Annotated in this window: 22 protein-coding genes; 11 read left to right on the top strand and 11 right to left on the bottom strand. The window is 66.6% G+C overall.

What is annotated here, in order from left to right; all coding sequences use genetic code 11:
* Window positions 1–180: 180 nt before the first annotated feature.
* From cerN to ACYAF3_RS02925, 3 genes are all read right to left on the bottom strand, one after another.
* The gene (cerN, locus tag ACYAF3_RS02935) at window positions 181–2,193 is read right to left on the bottom strand and encodes a ceramidase CerN (protein ID WP_003120759.1); all 2,013 of its coding nucleotides are present in this window, start codon (window positions 2,191–2,193) and stop codon (window positions 181–183) included.
* Between the two features lie 377 nt (window positions 2,194–2,570).
* Entirely contained in the window at window positions 2,571–3,311 is a 741-nt protein-coding gene (cysZ, locus tag ACYAF3_RS02930; RefSeq protein WP_003116482.1) for a sulfate transporter CysZ, read from the bottom strand.
* 84 nt (window positions 3,312–3,395) lie between these two features.
* A complete protein-coding gene (locus ACYAF3_RS02925; RefSeq protein WP_003115193.1) occupies window positions 3,396–5,351 on the bottom strand; it encodes a sensor domain-containing diguanylate cyclase in 1,956 nt (651 codons plus the stop codon).
* Window positions 5,352–5,535: 184 nt separating this feature from the next.
* Here ACYAF3_RS02925 and ACYAF3_RS02920 point away from each other — a divergent pair, with 184 nt between their 5' ends.
* From ACYAF3_RS02920 to ACYAF3_RS02910, 3 genes are all read left to right on the top strand, one after another.
* Window positions 5,536–6,135: a peroxiredoxin gene (locus ACYAF3_RS02920; protein ID WP_003085842.1), complete on the top strand. Its 600-nt coding sequence runs from the start codon at window positions 5,536–5,538 to the stop codon at window positions 6,133–6,135.
* A gap of 133 nt (window positions 6,136–6,268) precedes the next feature.
* Window positions 6,269–7,219 (top strand): thioredoxin-disulfide reductase, encoded by a 951-nt coding sequence (gene trxB, locus ACYAF3_RS02915; protein ID WP_105579287.1) that lies wholly within the window; start codon window positions 6,269–6,271, stop codon window positions 7,217–7,219.
* 253 nt (window positions 7,220–7,472) lie between these two features.
* Window positions 7,473–7,892, top strand: coding sequence for an MAPEG family protein (locus ACYAF3_RS02910; RefSeq protein WP_003085846.1), 420 nt, complete (start codon window positions 7,473–7,475; stop codon window positions 7,890–7,892).
* Window positions 7,893–7,902: 10 nt separating this feature from the next.
* On the opposite strand, the gene ACYAF3_RS02905 is transcribed toward ACYAF3_RS02910, so the two are convergent.
* The 5 genes from ACYAF3_RS02905 to ACYAF3_RS02885 form a co-directional block, all read right to left on the bottom strand.
* The gene (locus ACYAF3_RS02905) at window positions 7,903–8,865 is read right to left on the bottom strand and encodes a threonine dehydratase (RefSeq protein WP_003114230.1); all 963 of its coding nucleotides are present in this window, start codon (window positions 8,863–8,865) and stop codon (window positions 7,903–7,905) included.
* 176 nt (window positions 8,866–9,041) lie between these two features.
* Window positions 9,042–10,211 (bottom strand): chitin-binding protein CbpD, encoded by a 1,170-nt coding sequence (gene cbpD, locus ACYAF3_RS02900; RefSeq protein WP_003114231.1) that lies wholly within the window; start codon window positions 10,209–10,211, stop codon window positions 9,042–9,044.
* Between the two features lie 279 nt (window positions 10,212–10,490).
* Window positions 10,491–11,114, bottom strand: coding sequence for an NAD(P)H-dependent oxidoreductase (locus ACYAF3_RS02895; protein WP_003114232.1), 624 nt, complete (start codon window positions 11,112–11,114; stop codon window positions 10,491–10,493).
* Complete coding sequence (locus ACYAF3_RS02890) at window positions 11,107–12,501, bottom strand: class II fumarate hydratase (protein ID WP_003085854.1); 1,395 nt, start codon at window positions 12,499–12,501, stop codon at window positions 11,107–11,109. The genes ACYAF3_RS02895 and ACYAF3_RS02890 overlap by 8 nt, the downstream gene beginning before the upstream one ends.
* Window positions 12,502–12,629: 128 nt before the next feature.
* Window positions 12,630–13,649, bottom strand: coding sequence for a DUF2804 domain-containing protein (locus tag ACYAF3_RS02885; RefSeq protein WP_003114233.1), 1,020 nt, complete (start codon window positions 13,647–13,649; stop codon window positions 12,630–12,632).
* A 167-nt stretch (window positions 13,650–13,816) separates the two neighbouring features.
* On the opposite strand from ACYAF3_RS02885, the gene ACYAF3_RS02880 reads away from it, so the two are divergent.
* The 7 genes from ACYAF3_RS02880 to ACYAF3_RS02850 all read left to right on the top strand — a co-directional run bounded on the left by ACYAF3_RS02880 (window position 13,817) and on the right by ACYAF3_RS02850 (window position 21,820).
* Window positions 13,817–14,365: a DUF2059 domain-containing protein gene (locus ACYAF3_RS02880; protein ID WP_003120754.1), complete on the top strand. Its 549-nt coding sequence runs from the start codon at window positions 13,817–13,819 to the stop codon at window positions 14,363–14,365.
* 13 nt (window positions 14,366–14,378) lie between these two features.
* Window positions 14,379–14,684 carry a BolA family protein gene (locus tag ACYAF3_RS02875; protein WP_003114234.1) on the top strand — a complete coding sequence of 102 codons (306 nt, stop codon included), beginning with the start codon at window positions 14,379–14,381 and terminating at the stop codon, window positions 14,682–14,684.
* A 164-nt stretch (window positions 14,685–14,848) separates the two neighbouring features.
* Window positions 14,849–15,787, top strand: a complete 939-nt coding sequence (gene trhO / locus ACYAF3_RS02870) for an oxygen-dependent tRNA uridine(34) hydroxylase TrhO (protein ID WP_003085861.1) — start codon at window positions 14,849–14,851, stop codon at window positions 15,785–15,787.
* A 39-nt stretch (window positions 15,788–15,826) separates the two neighbouring features.
* Window positions 15,827–16,429, top strand: a complete 603-nt coding sequence (locus tag ACYAF3_RS02865) for a DsbA family protein (RefSeq protein ID WP_003140842.1) — start codon at window positions 15,827–15,829, stop codon at window positions 16,427–16,429.
* Window positions 16,422–18,212 carry an ABC transporter ATP-binding protein gene (locus ACYAF3_RS02860; protein WP_003106581.1) on the top strand — a complete coding sequence of 597 codons (1,791 nt, stop codon included), beginning with the start codon at window positions 16,422–16,424 and terminating at the stop codon, window positions 18,210–18,212. Before ACYAF3_RS02865 ends, ACYAF3_RS02860 begins: the two co-directional genes overlap by 8 nt.
* A 294-nt stretch (window positions 18,213–18,506) precedes the next feature.
* Complete coding sequence (locus tag ACYAF3_RS02855) at window positions 18,507–20,963, top strand: EAL domain-containing protein (protein ID WP_014834094.1); 2,457 nt, start codon at window positions 18,507–18,509, stop codon at window positions 20,961–20,963.
* A 74-nt stretch (window positions 20,964–21,037) separates the two neighbouring features.
* Window positions 21,038–21,820, top strand: a complete 783-nt coding sequence (locus ACYAF3_RS02850) for a TenA family transcriptional regulator (RefSeq protein ID WP_003106577.1) — start codon at window positions 21,038–21,040, stop codon at window positions 21,818–21,820.
* Between the two features lie 50 nt (window positions 21,821–21,870).
* Here ACYAF3_RS02850 and ACYAF3_RS02845 read toward each other — a convergent pair whose 3' ends face one another.
* The 3 genes from ACYAF3_RS02845 to ACYAF3_RS02835 form a co-directional block, all read right to left on the bottom strand.
* Window positions 21,871–22,830 (bottom strand): quinone oxidoreductase family protein, encoded by a 960-nt coding sequence (locus ACYAF3_RS02845; RefSeq protein WP_003106575.1) that lies wholly within the window; start codon window positions 22,828–22,830, stop codon window positions 21,871–21,873.
* Between the two features lie 25 nt (window positions 22,831–22,855).
* The gene (locus ACYAF3_RS02840) at window positions 22,856–23,029 is read right to left on the bottom strand and encodes a DUF1427 family protein (RefSeq protein ID WP_003106572.1); all 174 of its coding nucleotides are present in this window, start codon (window positions 23,027–23,029) and stop codon (window positions 22,856–22,858) included.
* 83 nt (window positions 23,030–23,112) lie between these two features.
* Window positions 23,113–23,901 (bottom strand): AraC family transcriptional regulator, encoded by a 789-nt coding sequence (locus ACYAF3_RS02835; protein ID WP_003106570.1) that lies wholly within the window; start codon window positions 23,899–23,901, stop codon window positions 23,113–23,115.
* A gap of 321 nt (window positions 23,902–24,222) precedes the next feature.
* On the opposite strand from ACYAF3_RS02835, the gene hppD reads away from it, so the two are divergent.
* Window positions 24,223–25,296 (top strand): 4-hydroxyphenylpyruvate dioxygenase, encoded by a 1,074-nt coding sequence (hppD, locus tag ACYAF3_RS02830; RefSeq protein WP_003106569.1) that lies wholly within the window; start codon window positions 24,223–24,225, stop codon window positions 25,294–25,296.
* Window positions 25,297–25,464: the final 168 nt, after the last annotated feature.

Raw genomic sequence — 25,464 nt, 5'->3', positions numbered from 1 at the left:
CCTTGAGCGACAACTTGAGAAGTTTTTCGGGATAAAAACAAAGGGCATGGAAATGGAGTTCCATGCCCTTGTCGGCTGAATGAAAGGTCACTTGTTCATGTGTTTAAATCACATTTTATTTGACGACTTTCATGCGTCATAAAGTTGGCTGGCGAATCTCGCAACCTTGGCTGGAGCCCGCTAGGGAGTGGTGCCGAGCACCTCGAAGGAGCGGGTCGATCCGCCGATTTCGCTGATCTTCTGGGTCCAGAAGTTCTTCGCGTTGCCGTAGTGCCTGATGTAGTAATGGCCGGGCTCGGTCCCTGGTGGAATGGACCAGTTGATAGTCGCTTTCGAGGCAGATATACCCACTCTCTCCCAGCGGTATTGAGTATCCCAGTCATTATCGGTGGCAACGGTCACGGGCGTCTGTTTGCCATCCTTGCCGATATTCACCACTTCCAGGAAAGTCTTCTCGGTGCGCAAGTCATTCTTCGGATGTCCGGTCACGAAAGCGACGGTCACCTTGTCGCCGATGCGATAACTTTCCCTGGGTTGTTGCAACACGTCGCCGAAGGACTTGCCGATATAGGGATCATCGGCCACTACTCCGGTCTGGAAGTTCATCTGGCAGCAGGACAGGTCCGGCGCTATCGCCGAGGTTTCCACCGGCAGGCGTTCGCGCAGCGCCACCGCCATGTCGACGAACAACTGCTGGTAGGCGGCCTGGGTCCAGGGGCCGTAGAGGGTCGAGCCGCCTTCGTATTCCTGGGCGGCGTATTCCTCGCGGGTGGTGACGTAGCTGGCATAGGCATTCGCGTAGCCATTGAAGACCACATGGCGGATACCGGCCGCTTCGCTGGCCGCCTGCACCGCGCGGCGGATCCGCACCCCGGCCATCACGGTGAACTCGGCGGGGGCGCCGAGCAGTTCCAACTGGCCGATGCGGAACATCTGGATCGGCAGCACCGTCGGCGTCCAGGGGTAGGGTTTCTTGTTGCCGGTGTCGGCGAGGATGGTCTTTTCCGCCTGGCATTGCACCAGTTCCTGCGGCGGCACGCCGGTGAGCAACCCGCCAAGGGCCGAGAGGAACGGATTGTTGCCTTCCTCCAGCCCCAGCGGGCCTGGACCGTCTTCGGTGCTACCGGCGGCCAGGCTGGTGCCGATGGCCGCGGTGCACAACTGGCGCGGCTGGCCGTCGGTGAACTCCGGGCGGATCGGCAGGCGGGTGAAGTCGACGAAACGGAAGCGCGAATCCAGTTCGCCGAGCACTTCCTCCTGGGCCTGGCCGGCGATCTCGTAGGCCTTGGCGAATTGGCGCAGACCGATCTCGCGGGTGTTGTCGAACTCGTTGTCGAAGGGACCGGAGCCGGGCTTCAGGTTCAGGTTGGGCGACAGGTTGCCGGCATTGGTCTGGGCGAAGGCGGCGACGAAACCGCTCTTGCGGCTGACGTCGTGCTCCCAGTGATAGGAGGCGTAGCCCTTGTTGTCCGGGGAGATCAGGTGATTGGCGTTGGTCATCGAGGTGCTGTGCACCGGGAACCAACTGATCGCGCCGGCCAGCTCGCCGTTGGCGTCGACGAAGCTGAGCACGCTCATCTGCGGGTCGATGCCATCCTCGTAGCCGGCGATGTCCGGATTCTTCAGGTGCGACAGCAGCGAGCGGTTGCGGCTGGCGTTGCGCAACTCGCCGCTGCCGTAGAACAGGCGGCCGGGCTGCAACCTGGCCTGGGCCCGCTCGATGGAGCGGACGATGCCGTCGACGATGGCGTTGAAGGTCTTTTCCTGGAAGCCGAGCACCGACAGGTTGTACATCGCGTAGTGGGAGAAGCCGCCCGGACCGGAGTGGGTGTGGGTGGCGGCGAGCATCACGTTGTTCTCGTCGTAGACACCGGGGTACTTCGCCTTGAGCCGGGCCAGGACCTTCAGGTGCACGGCCTGGAAGATCATCCCCAGGTCGGTGTTGACGTAGACCAGGCGACGTCCGCTGGCCGCTTCCTCGATCACGAAGGCACGCGCCCACTGGCGCATGTGGATGCCGGCGGTCTTCTGTTCGAGGGAGGAGTAACCCATCATGCCGACTTCGGCGGCTTCGCCGGTGATGTCCGCCTTGCCCAGGCCGAAGCGGTAGGGCAGGTCGTCGGCCCTGGCAGGCATGGAGAGCGCCAGTAGGACGCAGGACAGCAAGAGCGCGGTGAATGCGGAACGTGACATGGCGACCCTCTTCTTGTTTTCCGCCGCTGGGCGGGCTGGGGACGGTGGTCATCGAAAGCGGGCCGGAGCCTGCTTCGCCTGGTTGCCACTGTAGTGCCAGGGTGGTGGAGTCGAGGGGGGCGTAGCGGACAGGAAGGGGGTGAGCGCCGGCCATCCTGCATGGACGGCAAGGCAGGCGGGTAAAAAAAGGCCGCCTGCGTGGGGAGGCACCGGCGGCCAGTCGGTTCGGCAGCGTCGAGCCGGTCTGCAAGGGCTGGCGCAGGTCTCGGCTGCGGCCTGCGCCGACGCTCCCGAGGGCATTCGTAGTGTGCCCGACGCCGGCTGTCAGGGCGCTGACGCCCGCCTGACAATGCCGACAGCGGACACCGGGCGCATGCTTATTTCACCAGCGCCTTCTCGCCTTCCTCGCGGACCCAGAACAGGGTGGCGCCGGCGACGGCGGCGGGCATCATGACCAGGTTGACCAGCGGGATCAGCAGCGCCAGGTAGGTCACCCCGCCGAAACCCATGCACGCCCAGCGCTTGCTGCGCAGCCAGGCGAGCATCTCGTTCCAGCCGAGCTTGTGGTTGTCCGCCGGATAGTCGATGTACTGCACCGCCATCATCCAGATGCCGAAGAGGATCCACAGCGGCGTGGCGATCAGGTTGACCCCGGGCACGAAGCTCAGCACCAGCAGCACCAGCGCGCGCGGCAGGAAGTAGGCGAGCTTGCGCATCTCGCGACCCATGGTGCGCGGGATCATCGCCAGCAGTTCGGCCCAGCTGAACGGCGGGAAGTCGTCGCGGCCGCGAACCACCACCTCGACCTTTTCCGAGAGGAAGCCGTTGAACGGCGCGGAGATGATGTTGGCGACCATGGTGAAGGTGAAGAACACGATCACCAGCACCAGCAGGACGAACAACGGCCAGACGATGTACTGCAGGAAGCTCAGCCAGTCGGGCAGGCTGGGCATCAGCAGGTCGACCCAGTGGCTGAACTGCTGCATCGCGAAGCCGATCAGCAGGGCGAACACCAGCAGGTTGAGGGTCAGGGGGATCAGCACGAACAGGCGCAGGCCGGGACGCATGATCAGCTTCAGGCCTTCGCCGAGGTATTGCGGGCCGCTCAGGGCTGGCATAGGGAATGGTTCTCCGATGGGATGCGGGCTGAAACCTTAGCAGACTGGCGAAAGCCCGCGACAGAGCCTGTTTGACCGCGCATTTCAGGCTGGCGCCTGGTACAGGCAATAGTGGTTGCGCTGGCGCTTGGCCTCGTACATGGCGCTGTCGGCGGCACGGACCAGTCCTTCGGCATCGCCGGCATGCCGCGGGTAGAGAGCGATGCCGATGCTCGGGGTGACGAAGTCGATGCGTTCGCCATTCAGCGCGATCGGTTGGACCAGCGCCGCCAGCAGGCGTTCTGCGAGGCGCTGCGGATTGTTTTCCTGGCTGTCCTCGAGGAGCACGGCGAATTCGTCGCCGCCCAGGCGGTAGGCCTTGTCCGGCTGCCGCAGGGTGCTGCGTACCCGTTCGGCGACGGTCCTGAGGAGGGCATCGCCGATGTCGTGGCCGAAGCGGTCGTTGACCTCCTTGAAGCGGTCCAGGTCCAGGTACAGCAGCGCCAGTTCGCTTCCGCCGGAGCCGGCGCGAAGCAACGCCTGGCCGAGCTGTTCGTCGAAGGCCTTGCGGTTGCCCAGGCCGGTCAGCGGGTCGCGGTAGGCCATTTCCAGCAATTGCTGCTGGTAGGCGATCTGGTCGCTGACGTCGCGGACGATGCCGCGGTAGCCCCGTAGTTCGCCCTGCAGGTCGTGGATCAGCGAAACCGTGGCCTCGAAGTAGCCGAGGCTGCCGTCGGCGCGCTGCAGGGGGATGGCGAAGGTCTTGCCTGCGCCGCTCTGCATGGCGCGCTGGAAGGGTTGGCGGGCACGCGCCAGGTCGTCTTCGCCGAGCAGTTCGTAGTAGGGATGGCCGATCAGCGTTTCGCGCGTCTGGCCGAGCAGTTGGCAGAGCGCGGGGTTGACGGTGAGGATCACGCCGTCGACGTCCATTTCGAAGTAGCCGTCGCGCATCGACTGGAGGATCGCCCGGTCGCGCGCCTCGCTGTGTTCCAGGCGCTCGAGCATCTGGTTCATCTCGCCCGCCAGTTGTCCCAGCTCGTCGTTGCCGAAGTCGCTCAGGCGTATCGAGTGGGCGTTGCGTCCGACTTCGGCGACCTCCCGGTTGAGCCGTTGGACCCGGCGCAGGACCCACAGCTCCAGGGCCAGGTAGCCGACCAGGAAAGCGCCCAGCGCGACCAGCAGGGAGGCGCCGAGGAAGAAGTTGATGGCCTTCTCGCCCTGGATGTAGAGCAGGCGTTTCTTGGTGATGTCGAAGCGCAGCTGCGGCTCGCCGCTGGAACTCAGGTACTGCACCGAGACCTGCTGGACATGTTCGCCGATGAACCGCCGTGGGCTGAGCAGGGCCTGGTTGTGGGTACTGCCGCTGCGGCTGCGCAGCGGCTTCCAGGTGGAGTCGGTGGCGATGTTGGGCATCGGTTGCAGGTCGGCCTGCATCTGTTCGCGGAGGTTGGCCAGGCGTTCCCGGTCGAGGAAGTAGCCGGCGAGGATCGCGCCCTTCGCCGGCGCGCTACCCTGGTTGTTGCTGATAGGCACGCTGACCAGCAGGGTCGGCAGGTTGTCGACCAGCAGCAGCTCGCTCAGGCTGTGGTCGGTGCGTCCGCGAAAGTCCAGCGCGCCGAGGCGGATGGCGCGTTGCTGCAGTGCCTCGAGCAGGGCCTGGTCGCTCGCCGAGGGGGCGCCGAAGAGCACGCGCTGGTCGGGCGCGGGCGGGGACCACTGCTTCAGTTGCAGGTGACCCCGGTCGTCGAGGAACAGGACGAAGTCGAATCCCAGGTCGTCGAGCATCTCGTGGTCGAGGTTTTCCTGTTCGAAGGTCTCGTTGGGGCGCTGGATGAAGTCGTAGCTGGCATCCCACCAGGCGTAGGTGCGAACGATGTCCAGGTGGCGCTTCAACTCGAAGTCCAGCCGGTTGTGCAGGACGGTGGCGCCCTCTTGCAGGCGTTGCTGGTCCTCTCGGTCGAAACGGCTCAGCAGGATGCTTTCCGACAAGAGCCAGATACCGCCGAGACTGGCGGCCAGCAACGGCAGGAACAGCCAGAGCAGGCGTGTGCGTAGGGGCATGCGGTGAGGACGGGTAATGGGCGACAGCATGAGTCTAGCCGCAGGTTGAGAGCATAGGCTGACTCTATCGTGCGAATTGAAATTCGACATTTCAATGCATCGTCGTGGCTGGGTAACCTGCGCTGCATATTCTTCCGGGAGCCTGGCGTCGCCGGGCGCAACCCAACCTCCTAGGAGCCTCGCGATGAGCGTACTGGTCAACAAGCAAGCCCCCGATTTCACTGCCGCCGCGGTCCTCGGCGACGGTTCCATCGTCGATGCCTTCCAGCTTTCCAGCCTGCGCGGCAAGTACGTCGTACTGTTCTTCTGGCCGCTCGACTTCACTTTCGTCTGCCCCTCGGAAATCATCGCCCACAACAACCGCATGGATAAGTTCCGCGAGCTGGGCGTCGAGGTGGTCGGTGTCTCCATCGACTCGCAGTTCACCCATCACGCCTGGCGCAGCACGCCGGTGGAGAAGGGCGGCATCGGTGCGGTCGAGTTCACCATGGTCGCCGACGTCAAGCACGAGATCACCCGCGCCTACGGCATCGAGCACGAGGACGGCGTGGCCTTGCGTGCTTCGTTCCTGATCGACCGCGCCGGGGTGGTCCAGCACCAAGTGGTGAACAACCTGCCGCTGGGGCGCGAGGTGGACGAGATGGTGCGCCTGGTCGAGGCCCTGCAGTTCACCGAGGAACACGGCGAGGTCTGCCCGGCCGGCTGGCGCAAGGGCCAGAAAGGCATGAAGGCGAGCGCCGAGGGCGTGGCCTCGTACCTGGCCGAGAACGCCGAGGCACTGTGATCCCGATGCCGGGCGCGAAGTGTGCCCGGCCGACCTTTTCCCGGGGCGACCGCTCCTTCCAAGCCTTCCCCATGTGCTTTGGTGGCCCCGTTTTTATTCGCGCCGACGCTGATGTCGGCAGGAGTCCGACGAGATGCCCGATACCCTCCGCCACGCCCGAGTGATCATCCTCGGTTCCGGTCCCGCCGGTTACAGCGCGGCTGTCTACGCCGCGCGCGCCAACCTCAAGCCGCTGCTGATCACCGGCATGCAGGCCGGCGGCCAGTTGACCACCACCACCGAGGTCGACAACTGGCCGGGCGATCCCCACGGCCTGACCGGCCCGGCACTGATGCAGCGGATGCAGGAGCACGCCGAGCGCTTCGAGACCGAGATTGTCTTCGACCACATTCATGCCGTGGACCTGGCCGGCAAGCCGTTCACCCTGCGCGGCGACAATGGCACCTACACCTGCGACGCACTGATCGTCGCCACCGGTGCCAGCGCGCGCTACCTGGGGTTGCCGTCGGAGCAGGCGTTCATGGGCAAGGGCGTGTCGGCCTGCGCCACCTGCGACGGTTTCTTCTACCGCAACCGCGAAGTGGCGGTGATCGGCGGCGGCAATACCGCTGTCGAAGAGGCCCTGTACCTGGCCAACATCGCCAGCCGGGTGACCCTGGTGCATCGTCGCGAAACCTTCCGCGCCGAGAAGATTCTCCAGGACAAGCTGCAGGCGCGGGTCGCCGAAGGCAAGATAGTGCTCAAGCTCAACGCCGAGGTCGATGAGGTGCTTGGCGACACGATGGGCGTCACCGGCGTGCGCCTGAAGTCCCGCGATGGTGGCAGCGAGGAGATCGCCGTGGATGGCATGTTCGTCGCCATCGGCCATACTCCCAATACCTCGCTGTTCGAAGGGCAACTGGCCCTGAAGGACGGCTACCTGGTGGTCAACGGCGGGCGCGAAGGCAACGCCACCGCGACCAACGTACCGGGTGTGTTCGCCGCCGGCGACGTGGCCGACCACGTCTACCGCCAGGCGATCACCTCGGCCGGCGCCGGCTGCATGGCCGCGCTGGATGTGGAGCGCTATCTCGATTCGCTCTGATGAGAAGACAGCCCTGAGTGCTGCGTGCAAGGAAGGCCCCGCTTCGGCGGGGCTTTTCTTTGTCCGTTCGGAAGGCTGCGGGCAGTGGGTCGTCCGGTTACGCATCCGCCGACGGCGTACATCGGGGCCGAGCGGCGTGCCGGCAGAACACGACTTAAGGACGGCGGACTGCGAATAGAGCAATTGCTCTAGCCGGCCTAGAATCCAGACGCTTCATCCTTCCCACGACAACACAATAGAAGGAGCGTCATCCATGTTTCTCAGCCCTAGCGCGATCTGCCTGCTCGGCCTGATCGCCTGGACCCTGTTGCTGGTCTTCCTGCTGGTCAGCCAGCGCGGCCTGCTGGTACTCGGCGGGCGGATGGCGGTGAACGCCTTCGCCGCCGATGGCAGCAACACGCCTGGCGGTTTCGGCCAGCGGCTGGTGCGAGTCCATGCCAACTGCGTGGAGAACCTGCCGCTGCTGGCCGGCGCGCTGCTCTACGCGATCGCCAGCGGGCAGAGCAGCCTGACCGACCCGTTGGCGCCACTGGTGCTCGGCGCCCGGCTGTTCCAGTCGCTGATGCACCTGGTCAGCACCTCCGCGCTGTTCGTCTGGCTGCGTTTTGCCGGCTTCTTCGTGCAGTTGCTGGTGCTCGCCTGGTGGCTGCTGCTCCTCGCGGGGCTGGCCTAGCGGCGCCGGCTCAGTCGCCGGCGGCCAGTTGCTCGGCGAATACCTCGCGGTCGACGTTCGCTCCGCTGAGGATCAGGCCTACCTTCAGCCCCTTCAGGCGCTCGCGCTCCTGCCAGGCGGCGGCCAGCGCCGCCACCCCGGCGCCCTCGGCGACGTTGTGGGTGCTGGTGAAGCACAGGCGCATGGCCGCGCCGATCTCCCTGTCGCTGACCCGCACCAGACGATCGGCGCCGGCCAGGATCATTTCCAGCGCGCTCGGGTCCGGCGTACTGCACGCCATGCCGTCGGCCAGGCGGGTGTCGACCGGGTGGCTGATCGCCGTGCCGGCCTCGAACGACAGGGCGTAGGCCGGCGCATGGGCGGACACCACGCCGACGATGCGGGTCTTCAGGCCCAGCGCGTCGCGCGCGGCGATCAGGCCGCAGATGCCCGAACCCATACCGATCGGCACGTAGACTTCGTCAAGGTCGGCCAGCGCGGCGAACAACTCCAGGCTGTAGCTGGCGACCCCGGCCACCAGCCAGGGATGGAACGCCGGAATCAGGTGCAGGCCTTCGCGCCGGGCGCGCTCGGCGGCGTATTCGCGGGAGGCCTGGAAGTCCTCGCCGTGCTCGATCAGCTCCGCGCCAAGGCTGCGCATCGCCGCGTTCTTCTCGCGGCTGTTGCCGTGCGGCACGACGATGATCGGCTGGATGCCGTAGCGGCTCGCCGAGAAGGCCACCGACTGGCCGTGGTTGCCGCGGGTCGCGCTGATCACGGCGGCCGGCCGCTCGCCCTGGTGCGCCAGGTGGTGGAAATACACCAGGCCGCCGCGCAGTTTGAAGGCCCCCACCGGCAGGTGGTTCTCGTGCTTCATCCACACTTCGCAACCCAGTGCCTCGCATAGCAGCGGCCAGCGTATCTGCGGCGTCGGCGGCAGGCTCTGGTGGACGATGGCGGCGGCCTGTTGGAGGGCGGCGAGAGAAAAAGGCATGCGTGGTTTCCCCGTGCTGGTGGTCGGACCAGCCTAGGGAGCGCACGGCAGCTTGAACAGGCACACGTAGCCAGGGTTTCGCCGGGGGACTGTACCGTTGCGCGGATTCGCCGTCTCGCGGCGGGTGCCTGGCGGCGAAAACGACTGCCGCCCGGAGCGGGCGGCAGTCGAGGGCGTTACAGCAGGGTCCAGGCGTCCTGCCAGGCCATGCCCTTGCCCGGGGCGTAGTAGAGGTCCCAGCCCTTGCACCAGCCGGAGTTCGGGTAGGGCTTGCACTGGTAGCGCTTGCCATCGGCACCGCGCACTACGGTCCCGGCGTCGTATTGCTGCAGGCCTTGCGGATAGTCGAAGTCGACCTTGCCGTCGCCGCCCGGTTGCTCGCCGCCGCCCTCGACCGGCAGTTCGATGTCGACCTGGAAGCGGTAGCCGGCCTGGCGCACGTAGACCTGGTTGTCCTGCGAGCTGGCCACCGGGCTGACCGCCCCGTAGGCATCCAGCACGCCGATGTTGACCAGGGTGGAGTCCTGGTTGACCTTCTGCGCCAGCGCCAGCGGCCATTGCTTGGCACCGTTGGCGCCCTGGGCCAGGGTCAGGCTGTGACGCTGGGCGTCGCGGCCCTGGGCATCGAACAGACGCAGGGTGACGGTAGCACCGGCTGGCAGGTCCTGCTGCGCGCGCAGGTTGCCCAGCGCTTGCCAGGGGTTGGCGACGGCGCCGCTGAAGCTCACGTCGATGCAGGCGTAGAAGGCTTCCGGGCTGTCCGAGCGCTGCCAGACGTTATAGATCACATGCTTGCCGGTCTTGCCCTGGGGCAGCGGGCAGTTCATCCGGTAGGTGCCGTTCTCCAGCTTGACGCTGGTGATCGAGCAGAACGGCGCGGGTTCCAGGTCGCTCCAGGCCAGCGGCTTCTCGGGGTTGTAGCCGTCCTTGGTGATGTAGAAGTCGAAGTAGCGGGTCGCGTGCGGCGCGCTGGCCTTGTAGACGAACTGGAAGTTGCCGCTGGCGTCCGGCGCGATGGCAGTGCTGGGCCAGTCGCTGCGAGCCAGGTTCAGGCCCTTGAACAGTGCCTTGCCGGCGCCGCAGAGCTGGCCGTCGGGGACCACCGCCTGGTGGTTGCCGTTGGCGTTGCCCTGGTTGACGCCATTCCAGTCGTACAGCGCCTGGGTGCCGCCGGCGGCGACGGCGGCCTTGCAGGCGGCCGACTTGGGATTCTCCGGACCTTCGAGGAAGCAGCCGTAGACCCGACTGGGCGGCGTTTCCATCGAGCCGTGGGCATGGGCTGCCTGGGGCAGGAACAGGGCGAGGGTGAGTGGCAGGAGTGCCAGGGTGGCTGAGTAGTGTTTCATGACAAGTCCTTTTTTCCAGAACCGGATTCATTTCGAAGCGGGCTGATCCTAGCCCTCGGTGCCGGTTTGAGGTCCCTACCAAATGTGACGGGCCGGTCAGATTCGCTACCCATTCCTGATGGATGTCGCGGAATGCAAAGCGGTCGGCACCCGCACTGTGAGCCGGTAGAGGCAGGCAAAGGGCCGCCATGGGGGCGGGGAAGGGAAGCCGGCGGGAAGGTGGCGGACCTGTCAGAACGATCAGTGTCCGCGCCCGGCCGCAGCCGGGCGGGAAGGGAACTAGACCTGGCTGCCGAGCTGTTCGGCGCGACGCAGCCAGCCCTGGCGCTGTTCCTCGCTGGAACTGCGCATCGGCGCGAACTCTTCCAGGCGGCGGGTGGCGATGCCACAGGCGCCGAGCACGCTGCGCACCATCTGCCGGTGCGCCGGCGGGCCCTTGAGGAAGCGCAGCCGCGACAGCGGCTGGTCGTGGCAGACCAGCAGGTCGGCGCTGCGCCCGCCCAGCAGTTGCTCCCAGTCCTTGTCCTGGGTGCCGCGGTAGCGGAAGGCGAAGCCCGGCTGCAGGACGCGGTCGAAGAAGCCCTGCAGCAACGCCGGCAGGCCGCCCCACCAGACCGGGTAGACGAACACCAGGTGCTCGGCCCAGTGGATCTGCCGCTGCGCTTCCAGCAGGTCGGGTTCGAGCACCTGGCTCTGTTCGTAGCCTTCGTGGAGGATCGGGTCGAAGGCCAGCTCGCCCAGCTTCAGTTCGCGCACCACGTGATCCTTGCTGCGCGCGCCCTGGGCGTAGCATTCGGCGAGCAGGTGGCAGAAGCTCTTGCGCTTGGGCGAGCCGACGATCAGCAGGATGCGCTTGCCGTCGCCTTCCAGCGGGGTGGCGCCGGTCTTGGCGGTTTCAACCATGGTGGCCGGCCTCCAGCATCTGCTCCGGCCGTACCCATTCGTCGAACTGCGCTTCGTCCAGGTAGCCCAGCTGCAGCGCCGCGGCGCGCAGGGTGGTGCCTTCGGCGTAGGCCTTCTTGGCGATTTCGGCGGCCTTGTCGTAGCCGATGTGCGGGTTCAGTGCGGTGACCAGCATCAGGCCGCGCTCCAGCAGGTCGGCCATGCGCTGGGCGTCCGGCTCCAGGCCGGCGACGCAATGCTTGTTGAAGTTGCGGCAGCCGTCGGCGAGCAGGCGGATGGACTCCAGCAGGTTGTAGACGATCACCGGCTTGAACACGTTGAGTTGCAGATGGCCCTGGCTGGCGGCGAAGGAAATCGTGCTGTCGTTGCCCATGACCTGGCAGGCCAGCATCGACAGCGCCTCGCACTGGGTCGGGTTGACCTTGCCGGGCATGATCGAGCTGCCCGGCTCGTTGGCCGGCAGCTTCACCTCGGCGAAGCCGGCGCGTGGGCCGGAACCGAGCAGGCGCAGGTCGTTGGCGATCTTCATCAGGGCCACCGCCAGGCTCTTCAGGGCGCCGGAGAGGATGACCAGCGGCTCGTGGCCGGCCAGGGCGGCGAACTTGTTCGGCGCGGCGACGAAGGGCAGGCCCGATTCGGCGGCGATTTCCGCGGCGATGGCGTCGGCGAAGCCCTTCGGCGCGTTGAGCCCGGTGCCCACCGCGGTGCCGCCCTGGGCCAACTGGTAGACCGCCGGCAGCGCCGCGCGGATGGCGCGCTCGGCGTAGTCGAGCTGGGCGACGAAGGCCGAGAGTTCCTGGCCGAAGGTGATCGGCGTGGCGTCCATCAGGTGGGTGCGCCCGGTCTTGACCAGGCTGGCGTGCCGCGCCGACTGTTCGGCGAGACCGCCGGAAAGCTCGGCGATGGCCGGCAGCAATTGTTCGTGCACGGCCTTGGCGGCGGCGATGTGCATGGCGGTGGGGAAGCTGTCGTTGGAACTCTGCGCGCGGTTGACGTGGTCGTTGGGATGCACCGGCGACTTGCCGCCACGCGGATTGCCGGCCAGTTCGTTGGCGCGGCCAGCGATCACCTCGTTGACGTTCATGTTGGTCTGGGTGCCGCTGCCGGTCTGCCAGACCACCAGCGGGAAGTGTTCGTCGTGGCGGCCTGCGAGGACTTCGTCGGCGGCCTGTTCGATCAGCCGGGCGACTTCCGGCGGCAGTTCGCCGAGGTGGTCGTTGACCCGCGCGGCGGCTTTCTTGATCAGCGCCAGGGCGTGGATCACGGCGAGCGGCATGCGCTGGCCGCCGATGGCGAAGTTCTCCAGCGAACGCTGGGTCTGGGCGCCCCAGTAGGCGTCGTCGGGCACCTCGATGGTGCCCAGGCTATCGGTTTCGGTCCGGCTCATGAGTGTTCTCCAGGGTGCGTATCCGGCAGTTTAGGCCTTCGCTCCCGCCTTGGGTTCCGCTGCCGTCGCTTCCTCGTGGGCATTTTTCGCCGCGCTGCGGGTCGGAAATAGATTGCCCGCCGCCGGCCTCACCAGCGCGCGCGGGTCGAACCGATCCAGCCGAGGGCGCCGTCCACCGGCACGCAGTCGCCGTCGTCGTGGCGCAGGGTGCCGTTGAAACGGCCGAACCACTGGCGGGTATTGGCATAGAACAGGCCGACGCTGGGCCGCGCCTGGTGCAGCTGTTCGGGACGGAAGAGCAGCTCGACGCGACCGCAGGCGCTGTCCAGGCGCCATTCGGCCAGCGGGTCGCGAGGCTCGCGGATGTGCACGTCGTCGAGCACGCGGCTGAGCTTGCCGCCGAACCACAGGGCGTTCTCGCGCAGGTCGCTGGCTTCGGTCCAGCCGGTGCCGAAGTTGCCGGCGATGCCGCCGGGGGCGGCGAAGGCGGCGCGGGTCCAGTAGGTATGCAGCGGCCAGACGCCGCGGCCGAAGTCCAGCGCGGCGAAGCTCTGGCCCGCCTGGCAGTCGTAGCGTCGGCGGCCGAGCTGCAGGCAGCCGCTGATCGGCAGGCCGAGCTGGCGGCTGCAGGCATGGAAGGTGTGTTCGCCCATCGGCACCACCAGGTTCACCGACTCCAGGTGCGACGGTCGTCGCACTTCCAGCGCCAGCTCCAGCGGCAGGCCACCGAGGTCCGGGGCCTGGCCGGTGACGCGCAGGCGCCCGGGCTGTTCGTCGAAGCGCAATTGCAGGCGGGGATGCTCGAAGGCATGGCTGGCCTGCGGCTCGTCGGGCAACTGGCAGCCGAGGCCGAAGAAGCGGATCTGCGTGTGCGCTACCGCCTGGCCGCTGTCCAGGTCGAGGAAATAGGCGGCGCCGTAGGTCAGGTAGTCGAGGTCGGCGATGGTCAGCGAGAGCATCCAGCCGGGGCTGACGATGCACCAGTGGTTCCAGCGCTTGCGCCGGCCGAAGTGGCCGGGGATGTGGCAGAGCACCCGCGGCCGGGCGGACCAGCCGACCGCCCGGGGATCGAGCCGGCCGTGGCCGTCGCAGAGGTTGCGCAGGGGCGGGGGCGATACGGCGAGGGTATCGGCGGCGGTTCCGTTCATCTAACACATCCATGTGACAGGCTGACGCAAGCATGCCGGCTGCGGAAGGAAGGCGGCAAGTACCCACTACAGAACTGATAGTAGACGGCATGGAGCGGGCGGGCGCCGGATAGGATTCTCCCGATATTCGGCGCCGCGCTTGAGCGGATTTCGAACTTAGGCGCAGAATGTCGGGTCCCACGGACACATCTACCCAACCTCAAGGATTTTCCATGACCCGTCTTCGCCTCATCGGCAGCGCCGTGCTGCTCAGCCTCAGCTCCATGGCCATGGCCGATTCCGCCAGCCAGGCCGAGCAATTCCTCAAGCTGGTCCATGCCGACAAGCTGACGGTCCCGGTCTATGCCCAGGTGCAGCAGATGCTGGCCCAGCGCTTCGCCCAGGCCAAGGCGCCGGAGAGCAAGAAGGCGGTTCTCGAGCGTTACCAGGCCAAGGCCAATGCCGAACTGGACCGCGCCATCGGCTGGGACAAGATCAAGCCCGAGCTGATCAAGCTTTACACCACCAACTTCACCGAGTCCGAGCTGAAGGACCTGAATGCCTTCTACCAGTCGCCGCTGGGCAAGAAGGTGCTGGAGAAGATGCCGCGCCTGACCGCCGAATCCGCCCAACTGACCCAGGCCAAGCTGCAAGGCGCCGTCGAGCCGGTGAACAAGCTGATGGCCGACATGGACAAGGAACTCGGCGTCGCCGCGCCGGCCCAGAAGAAAAAGTGAGTCGTGATTCGCGATGAGCATGCGTGACCGTATCCAGACCGCCCTGCAGCCCCTCGATCCGCAACACGTCGAGGTGCTCGACGAGAGCCACATGCACAGCCGCGGGCTGGAGACCCACTTCAAGGTGGTGCTGGTCAGCCCGCAGTTCGCCGGGTTGAACGCGGTGAAGCGGCACCAGAAGGTATATGCCACCCTCGGTGGGTTGATGGGCGAGTTCCACGCCCTGGCGCTGCATACCTTCACCCCTGAGGAGTGGAGCCAGGCTGCGGTGCCGGCCTCGCCGACCTGCCGCGGCGGGAGCAAGCACGACATACCCTGAGACGGCGTCCGTCGCGGCGGGGTGCAGAGCCTGCCCCTGCTGCGCTAGACTACGCACCCAGCGCCGGCCTTCCGCCGGCGTTGTCGTTTCCATGGCGCCAGCGGGTGGCGCTTTTCGTTCCGGTCCGCCCTTTACGCGGGCGACCACCTGGAGGCTATATCCCCATGACATCCATCGTCGTGGCGGCGCTGTACAAGTTCGTGACTCTCGACGATTACGTGGCGCTGCGTGAACCCCTGCTGCAAACCCTGCTCGACAACGGTGTGAAAGGCACCTTGCTGCTGGCCGAGGAAGGCATCAACGGCACCGTCTCCGGTAGCCGCGAAGGCATCGATGCGCTGTTCGCCTGGCTGCGCAGCGATCCCCGGCTGGCCGATATCGAGCACAAGGAATCCTACTGCGACGAACAGCCCTTCTACCGCACCAAGGTCAAGCTGAAGAAGGAAATCGTCACCCTCGGCGTGCCTGGCGTCGATCCGAACAAGCAGGTCGGCCAGTATGTCGAGGCGAAGGACTGGAATGCCCTGATCAGCGATCCGGAAGTCCTGCTGATCGATACCCGCAACGACTACGAGGTGGCGATCGGCACCTTCGAGGGCGCGGTCGATCCGAAGACCAGGTCGTTCCGCGAGTTCCCCGAGTACATCAAGGCCCACTACGACCCGGCGCGGCACAAGAAGGTGGCGATGTTCTGCACCGGCGGCATCCGCTGCGAGAAGGCTTCCAGCTACATGCTCGGCGCCGGTTTCGAGGAGGTCTTCCACCTCAAGGGCGGCATCCTCAAGTACCTCGAAGAGGTGCCGCAGGAACAGAGCCTGTGGCGCGGCGACTGCTTCGTATTCGACAACCGCGTGACCGTGCGCCACGATCTTAGCGAGGGCGAGTACGATCAGTGCCACGCCTGCCGCAACCCGGTTTCGCTGGAGGACCGCCAGTCCGAGCACTACGTGCCCGGCATCAGCTGTCCGCACTGCTGGGACTCGCTGAGCGAGAAGACCCGCGCCGGCGCCCGCGAGCGGCAGAAACAGATCGAACTGGCGCGGCAGCGCAACCAGCCGCACCCGCTCGGTCGCGATCCGCGCCAGTCCACGCTGGAGAACTGAACCTTGGCCAAGGCCCGCCTGCTGTACGTGATGGACCCCATGTGTTCCTGGTGCTGGGGCTTCGCCCCGGTCGCCGAGGCGCTGTCCCGGCAGGCGGCCGCCGACGGCGTCGCTTTCCACCTGGTAGCCGGTGGCCTGCGCGCCGGCCACGGCGCGGCGCTCGACCCGAATACCCGCGGCTACATCCTCGGCCACTGGCAGACCGTGCAGCAGACCACCGGCCAGCCGTTCCGCTTCGACGACGCGTTGCCCGAAGGCTTCGTCTATGACACCGAGCCGGCCTGCCGGGCCCTGGTGGCGGCGCGCAGCCTCGACGAGGAAAGCGCCTGGCCGCTGGTGAGGGCGATCCAGCGGGCGTTCTACGCCGAGGGTCGCGATGTCACCCAGGCGGCGGTGCTCGCCGACCTGGCGGAAGCGGTGGGAATTCCACGCATCGAGTTCGCCGCGGCCTTCGACAGCGGCGAGGCGCGTGACGCCACCGCCGCCGATTTCGCCTGGGTCCAGGATCTTGGCATCGCCGGGTTCCCGACCCTGCTGGCCGAGCGCAACGGCCAACTGGCGTTGCTCACCAACGGCTACCAGCCGCTTGCCGAACTTTCACCCTTGCTCGGCCGCTGGCTGGAACGGGGCCGGCATGAGTGAGCGCGGAGACCGCCTGAGCTGGGCGGAGATTCGTCGACTCGCACTGCGCCACAAGAAAGCCCTGTTGCTCGCCAACCTGGTGGCGGTGCTGGCCACCCTCTGCACCGTGCCGATTCCCTTGCTGCTGCCGCTGCTGGTGGACGAAGTGCTGCTCGGCAAGGGTGACGGCGCGCTGCGTTTCATGGACCGCCTGTTGCCCGCCGACTGGCAGGTGGCGTTCGGCTACATCGGCCTGATGCTGGCGGCGACCCTTCTGTTGCGGGGGGCGGCGCTGGTATTCAACGTGCTCCAGGCGAAGCTGTTCGCGCGGCTGTCCAAGGACATCGTCTACCGCATCCGCCTGCGTCTGATCGAGCGCCTCCGGCATATCGCCCTGGGCGAATACGAAACCCTCGGCGGCGGGTCGATCAGCGCCCACCTGGTCACCGACCTGGATACCCTGGACAAGTTCGTCGGGGAAACCCTCAGCCGCTTCCTGGTCGCCTTGCTGACGCTGCTCGGCACCGCCGCGATCCTGGTCTGGATGCACTGGCAGCTGGCCTTGCTGATCCTGCTGTTCAACCCGCTGGTGATCTGGTCCACGGTGCAGCTGGGCAAGCGCGTCAAGCATCTCAAGAAGCTCGAGAACGACAGCACCGCGCGCTTCACCCAGGCGCTCACCGAGACCCTCGAGGCGATCCAGGAAGTCCGCGCCGGCAATCGCCAGGGCTATTTCCTCGGCCGCCTCGGCCACCGCGCCCAGGAGGTCCGCGACTACGCCGTGGCCTCGCAATGGAAGAGCGACGCCGCCGGGCGCGCCAGCGGCCTGCTGTTCCAGTTCGGCATCGACGTGTTCCGCGCCGCGGCGATGCTCACCGTGCTGCTCTCGGACCTGTCGATCGGCCAGATGCTCGCGGTGTTCAGCTACCTCTGGTTCATGATCGGTCCGGTCGAACAGCTGCTCGGCCTGCAATACGCCTACTACGCCGCTGGCGGCGCGTTGCAGCGGATCAACGAGTTGCTGGCGCGGGCCGACGAGCCGCGCTACCCGCCGCTGCGCGATCCGTTCGCCGGCCGCACGACCGTTGGCATCGAGGTGCGCGGGCTGGATTTCGCCTACGGCGAGGACAAGGTCCTGGAGCAGTTGGACCTGAACATCGGCGCCGGCGAGAAGGTTGCCCTGGTCGGCGCCAGCGGCGGCGGCAAGAGCACGCTGGTGCAACTGCTGCTCGGCCTCTACAGTGCGCAGCGCGGCAGCATCCGCTACGGCGGGGTGCCCCTGGAGGAAATCGGCCTGGACTGCGTGCGCGAACATGTCGCGGTGGTCCTCCAGCATCCGGCGCTGTTCAACGACAGCGTGCGGGCCAACCTGACCATGGGCCGCGAACGCAGTGACCAGGCCTGCTGGCGGGCTTTGGAGATCGCCCAGTTGGCCGACGGCGTGCGGCGCCTGCCGCAGGGGCTGGACACCGTGGTCGGGCGTTCCGGGGTGCGCCTGTCGGGCGGTCAGCGGCAGCGCCTGGCGATCGCCCGGATGATCCTCGCCGAGCCCAAGGTGGTGATCCTCGACGAGGCCACCTCGGCCCTCGACGCCGCTACCGAGTACGCCCTGCACCAGGCGCTCGGGGACTTCCTCGAAGGCCGCACCACATTGATCGTGGCCCATCGGCTGTCGGCGGTGAAGCAGGCCGACCGGGTCCTGGTCTTCGATGGCGGGCATATCGCCGAAGACGGCGATCACCAGCAACTGATCGCCGAAGGCGGCCTCTACGCCCGGCTCTACGGACATCTGCAACAGATGTGAGGCGCCAGGCTGTCGCCTGGCGGTTTTTCTCGTATATTCCATATAAGACATCCGGTTTTTATTGGCTGCGGCAATAAAAAACGCTGTCTGTTCCGCCAGGTGCAGGGCAGGTTCGGCAAACAGCCACTAGACTCCTACTGTTTGCCAGGTGTCCGCCTCCTCCAGCGTCGTGGCTGCCGGCAGGCAAGGCCTCGGGAGTTCTGCGACGGGATCTTGAGCGGCCGACAGGTGATGCAGTCAGGGGCGACGGAGACGGCGCCCGATCGCTTAGCGCCAGTTTGAATGGTAGATGGAATGAGGCAGAACCGGACTCTCGACAAGCCCCGCCTGCTCGGCCTGGTATGGCCCTTCATCGTCGTGGTGCTGCTGCAGGCCATGCTGGCGGGCGGCAGTCTCTACGTCCTCTCCGCGGTGCGCAGCTATGTCGGCGGCGAAAGCCTCTGGTCGAAGGGCCAGAAGGATGCCATCTACTACCTCACCCTCTATGCCGACTCACGCGCCGACGAAGACTTCCGCCGCTACGAGGAGGCCATCGCGATCCCCCTCGGCGACCGCGAGATGCGCCTTGCCCTGGACCAGCCCGACCCGGACATCGAGGCGGCCCGCCAGGGCATCCTCAAGGGCGGCAACCATGCCGACGACGTTACCGCGATCATCTGGCTGTACCGCAACTTCCACGACTTCAGTTACTTCGAGCGCGCCATCGAGCTGTGGCTGGTGGGCGACAAGTACGTCATGGAACTGATCGACGTCGCCGGCAAGATGCGCGCGGGCATCGGCACCGGGCAGGCCAGTGCCGAGCAGGTGCAACAGTGGAAGACCGAGATCCATGCGATCAACGAGAAGGTCACGCCGGCTGCCAAGGCCTTCAGCGACGCCCTCGGCGAGGGCTCGCGGGCCTTGCTCAGGCTGCTGCTGGTGGCCAACCTGACCACCGCCAGCGTGCTCATCCTCCTGGCGTTCCTGCGGACCCGGCAGCAACTGATGCAGCGCCAGGAAGTGGAGAACGCCCTCGATGCCGAGCGCGAACGGGCCCAGATCACCCTGGCCTCGATCGGCGACGGAGTGATCACCGCCGACACCCAGGGGGGCATTTCCTACCTCAACCCGGCCGCCGAGCAGATGACCAACTGGACGCTGGACAAGGCCCGCGGCCTGCCCCTGGCGTCGCTGTTCCGGATCGTCGACGAAAGCTCGCGGGAGGAGGGCATGCTGCTGATCGAGCAGATCCTCAGCGGCGAGATCGACGGCGGCCGCGAGCATTCCAAGCTGGTTCTGCGTCACGACGGCAGCAGCGTGCCGGTGACCCTGGTGGGCGCGCCGATCCACCGTGGCGGCGAGATCACCGGGGTGGTCCTGGTGCTTCACGACATGACCCGCGAGCGCCAGTACATGGCGCGCCTGTCCTGGCAGGCGACCCACGATGCGTTGACCGGGCTGACCAACCGCCGCGAGTTCGAGTATCGCCTGCAGATAGCGCTGGAACGCCTGGAGCGCAACAGCGGGCGGCACGCCCTGATGTTCCTCGACCTGGACCAGTTCAAGCTGGTCAACGACACCTGCGGCCACGCCGCCGGCGACGAACTGCTGCGCCAGGTCTGTACCCTGCTGCAACAAGGCTTGCGCGAGGGCGACACGCTGGCGCGGCTGGGCGGCGACGAGTTCGGCATCCTGCTGGAGAACTGTCCGGCGGAAAAAGCCGTGGAGATCGCCGACCATCTGCGCAAGACCATCCAGGACCTGCACTTCACCTGGAGCGGGCAGCCGTTCAACTGCACCGTCAGCGTTGGCCTGGTGCACCTGCTGCCGGGTATCTCGACCCTCGAGGAGGCGCTGCGCTCCGCCGATATGGCCTGCTACATGGCCAAGGAAAAGGGCCGCAACCGGGTCCAGGTGTTCCATCAGGACGACGTCGAACTATCGATGCGCTTCGGCGAGATGACCTGGGTCCAGCGCATCCACCTGGCGCTGGAGGAAGACCGCTTCAGTCTCTATGCCCAGCCCATCGTGCCGCTGGGCGAAGGTGCGGAGGAGGGCTTGCACGTCGAACTGCTGCTGCGCCTGCGCGACGAGGGCGGGCGCCTGGTGCCGCCGCTGAGCTTCATACCCGCCGCCGAGCGCTACGGCCTGATGACGCTGATCGATCGCTGGGTGGTGGAGAATGCCTTCCGCACCCTTGTCGAGCGCGCCCAGGACCCTCGCGCCGAGCCGATCGGCACCTGCGCCATCAACCTCTCCGGCGCGACCATCGGCGACGAGTCGTTCCTGCAGTTCCTCACCGAGCTGTTCGCCCGTTACCGCATTCCGCCGCAGACGATCTGCTTCGAGGTCACCGAAACCGTGGCGGTTGCCAACCTGGCCAGCGCCATCCGCTTCATCAACGAACTCAAGGACACCGGTTGTCGTTTCTCCCTGGACGATTTCTGCGCCGGCATGTCGTCCTTCATCTACCTCAAGCACCTGCCGGTGGATTACCTGAAGATCGATGGCAGCTTCGTCAAGGACATGCTCGAGGATCCCATCGATCGCGCCATGGTCCAGGTGATCAACCATATCGGCCACGTAATGGGCAAACGTACCATCGCGGAGTTCGTCGAGACCGTCGAAGTGATGGAGGCGCTGCGCGAGATCGGCATCGACTATGCCCAGGGCCTGGCCATCGGCGCGCCCCTGCCGTTCAGTCGCCAGCCTCCGGGGGCTGGAGTGGATGCCCAGGGCCTGTGGCCGAGCCTGGGACAGAACCTCCGGTAGGTGACCGCGGGGCGAAGAAAGAGTAGTTTCGCTGCTATGAGGCCGTTGCCGACAAGAAGAGAAGGGAGACGGGTGTGAGCGAGTTCTTTGACCGTACGGGCCCCTTGCAGGAGGCGGGAAGCTATCCGCAGTGGGCGCAGCAACTGATCGTCGACTGCCAGGCGAGCAAGGACCGGGTTTCCGGTCACGAGCTGTACCGGCGCATGCGCGACGCCGAGCTGAGCCCGGCGTTGATGCGCCTGTACCTGATCGGCGGCTGGCCGGTGGTCGAGCAGTTCCCCTTGTACATGTCGCAGAACCTGCTGAAGACCCGTTTCGCCCGCCATCCCGGCGAAGACATGGCGCGCCGCTGGCTGATGCGCAACATTCGGGTCGAACTCAACCACGCCGACTACTGGCTGCACTGGGCCGAGGCCCACGGCGTGAGCCTGGCCGAGATCCAGGCGCAAGACGTGCCGGCCGAACTGCACGCGCTCAGCCACTGGTGCTGGCACACCTGCGCCAGCGACTCACTGGCGGTGGCCATGGCCGCCACCAACTACGCCATCGAAGGCGTCACCGGCGAGTGGTCGGCGCTGGTCTGTTCGAACGGCGTCTACGAAAACGCCTTCCCCAAGGAAGGCCGCAAGCGCGCCATGAAGTGGCTCAAGCTCCACGCCCAGTACGACGATGCCCACCCCTGGGAGGCGCTGGAGATCATCTGCACCCTGGCCGGCACCAATCCCAGCGCCGAGCTGCGCCGGCAACTGCGCGACGCGATCTGCAAGAGCTACGACTACATGTACCTGTTCCTCGAGCGCTGCATGCAGCTGGAGGAGGCGCGCAGCGCCCGCAAGCTCGCGGTCGGCGCGGAGTAGTCTTGCGCGCAGCGGAATCCCGGCGTGTTCTGCCGGGATTCCGCTGGTCCTCAAGGCACCAGGATGATCTTCTCGCAGGTGCCTTCGTTCACTGCCCGGTACTGCTCAACGCCCTGCTCCAGCGGGACTTCCCGCAGCCCGTCCGGCAGCGGCAGGCGGCCCTGGTCGAACAGCTTGCCGAAGGCGTCGAGGAAGCCTGCGCAGGCTTCCACGCCATAGAGCAGCGAGTTGATCCCCACCACCGAGCCACCGCGGCGGTACAGGTTCAATGCGGGTAGGCGCACATGGCCGTCGGCCGGTGCGGCGATGATCGCCAGGCGACCGAAGGCGGCCAGCGCCGGGACCGCCGCCTCGAGCCAGAAACCGGTCGTATCGAAGATCACCTCGGCCCCGCCGGGGAAGATCCCTTCCACCTGTGCCGCCAGTTCGGCCGGCTCGCCCAGCAGCAGCGCGGCGATGCCCTGCGTTTCCAGCGCCTGGCGTTGCTCCTCGCGCCGCACCGCGCCGATCGCTTCGGCCCCCAGGGCCTTGGCCAGCGCCAGCGCGGCCTTGCCGACCGCGCCGTTGGCGCCGATTACCAGGAGCCGGGTGCCGGCCTTGACCTGGCTGCGTTGCAGGGCGTCCCAGGCGGTGCTGTAGGGCACCCCGCAACTGGCGGCCTGGGCGAAGCTCAGGCTTTCCGGCTTGAGCGCGACGCCGGCGGCCGGCAGGGTCAGGAACTGCGCGTGGCTACCGTCGCGGAAGAATCCCGGCTCCCGCCCGGTGCCCCAGACCGCCTGGCCGAGCAGAGCCTTCGGTCCCTCCACCACCACCCCGGCGAAGTCGCGGCCCGGTACCCGGGGCAGGGTGGTATAGGGGAAGCGGCCGAGGACGTTCTTCACGTCGCTCGGATTCAGCCCGGCGGCGCGGATTTCCACCCGCACCTCATCGGCGGCGGGAAGCGGGTCGGGCATGTCCACCAGCTCGAGGGCGGCGAGGTCGCCGGTACGGTCGAATTGCAGTGCTTTCATCGGGGGCTCCGTGTCGTCGCGGCGATCAGTGCAGCCACTGCTGCAGCAGGTCGCGGCCAAGGGGGAAAAGCTGTTCGCCGAGCTGCATGCCAAGCAGGCCGACCAGGGCGATGGCGGGGGGCGCCGGCGAGCGGAAGTCGAGGACGGCGTAGAGCGCGCCGACCAGCAGGCCGATGCCGAGGGAGATCAGGTAGTTCATGGCGGCTGACAGGGACGGTGAACGATGGTGCCAGTCTAGTTGGCCGAAAAAACATCTATCGGCCAATAGCTATCGAATACCGGTCAAGGCTGGAACGGCTGGTGATGCTCGGCCCTGTACTCGGTGGGAGAGACGCCCAGCTCGCGGCGGAACATGTCGCTGAAGGCGCTCGGCGTATATCCCAGGGCATGGGCGATGCCTGCCACCGGACGGCCATCGATCAGTGCGGCGGCGGCGGTCGCCAGCTGCACCTGCCGCCGCCAGTCGGCAAAGCCCATGCCCAGGCTGCGCTGGAACAGGCGCGAGAGGGTCCGCACGCTGGCCCCGGCGTCTTCAGCCAGGCGCTCCAGGCCGATGTCCAGGGAGGGATTGGCCATCACCGCCTGGCACAGCGCGAGCAGGCGCCTGTCGGAGGCGTCCGGCAGCGGTACGCGGAGGCTGGAACGGCGCGCGCGGCCGAGTTCGAGCACGGCGAGATCGGCCAGCGCCCGATAGTAGTCGGGGTCGCTCTGCCGTTCCTGCTCCACCAGGCTGACGATCAGCTCGCGCAGCAGCGGGCCGACCACCAGCACCAGGGTGCGGTCCTCCAGGCCGCGGGAGAGTTCCGGGCTCAGGTAGATGTTGCGCATCTGCAACTCGGAGGCGACCCGCACCGCATGGCGCAGGCCCGGAGGCAACCAGACCGCCCGTTGCGGCGGGACCGGCAGGGCCTCGTCGGGCGTCTCCAGCCACATCATCCCGGACACCGCATAGAGCACCTGGCCCCAGGCGTGCTCGTGGGCATCGACGCGGTGCCCGGCAGGATAGCTGCGGGCAACGCCGCGCAGGGGCCGGCGGCTGTCGCTCAGGTCGGGTGGGGCGGGTCGTGCCATGGGAATGCCGTCGCGGAGGAAAGACGCAGGTTAACCGCTTGACGCCGATCATGCAGCGCCGGCTTTCAGCGCAGCCGTGACAGCGCTGCTGGCAGCTTTTCGCACCGCACTGTAAAGATAACTTTACGAAGACCGGGCGTTCGCCATGCATGCCGCCGGCGCGTAAGGAATAGTTGCCAGAAACCCTGCGCCAGGCCCTGTGCCGGGCCCTGCCGACGGCTTGTCCGCCGCGCCGCCACGGGGTGAGATGAAGGCATCTCCCATGTCGTCGGCCGCCTGGACCGGCGGCGGTCCATTCAACAAGAACAACGAGGAGGCCGGATGAACGCCGTGGCCAAGATCGAACAGCACAATCCCATCGGTACCGACGGATTCGAATTCGTCGAGTTCACCGCCCCCGACGCCAAGGGCATCGAGCAGCTGCGCCAGCTGTTCAACATGATGGGCTTCACCGAAACCGCCAAGCATCGTTCCAAGGAAGTCTTCCTGTTCCAGCAGAACGATATCAACATCGTGCTCAACGGCAGCCCGACCGGGCATGTCCATGAATTCGCCCTCAAGCACGGCCCGAGCGCCTGCGCCATGGCCTTCCGGGTGAAGAACGCTTCCCAGGCCGCCGCCTACGCCGAATCCCAGGGCGCCAAGCTGGTGGGCAGCCACGCCAACTTCGGCGAGCTGAACATCCCTTCCCTGGAAGGCATCGGCGGTTCGCTGCTATATCTTGTCGACCGCTACGGCGACCGCAGCATCTATGACGTCGACTTCGAGTTCATCGAAGGCCGCAGCGCCAACGACAACTCGGTCGGCCTGACCTACATCGACCACCTGACCCACAACGTCAAGCGCGGCCAGATGGACGTCTGGTCCGGTTTCTACGAGCGCATCGCCAACTTCCGCGAGATTCGCTACTTCGACATCGAAGGCAAGCTCACCGGCCTGTTCTCCCGCGCCATGACCGCACCTTGCGGGAAGATCCGCATCCCGATCAACGAGTCGGCCGACGATACCTCGCAGATCGAGGAATTCATCCGCGAATACCATGGCGAAGGCATCCAGCACATCGCCCTGACCACCGACGACATCTATGCCACCGTGCGCAAGCTGCGCGACAACGGCGTGAAGTTCATGTCGACCCCGGACACCTACTACGAGAAGGTCGACACCCGCGTCGCCGGGCATGGCGAGCCGCTCGAGCAACTGCGCGAACTGAACCTGCTGATCGACGGCGCCCCGGGCGACGACGGCATCCTGCTGCAGATCTTCACCGACACGGTGATCGGCCCGATCTTCTTCGAGATCATCCAGCGCAAGGGCAACCAGGGCTTCGGCGAGGGCAATTTCAAGGCCCTGTTCGAGTCCATCGAGGAAGACCAGATTCGCCGCGGCGTGATCTGATCCCGCTGCCGCCAGCCTCTTCCGGGGCTGGCGGTTTTCCTTGCGCTCCGCGTTTCCGTTCCAGCGGCGCCGATCGCGCCAGCCTTGCCCGCACCGCCGAGCCACGAGCCTGGCGGCCCATTCACGTCACGTACAACAACAAACAGGTGACGCATGATCCGTGAGTCC

The sequence above is a fragment of the Pseudomonas sp. TZ252 genome, from assembly GCF_056110345.1.
The sequence above is the reverse complement of the archived record's forward strand: the minus strand, read 5'-3'. Positions and strand labels throughout refer to the sequence as shown.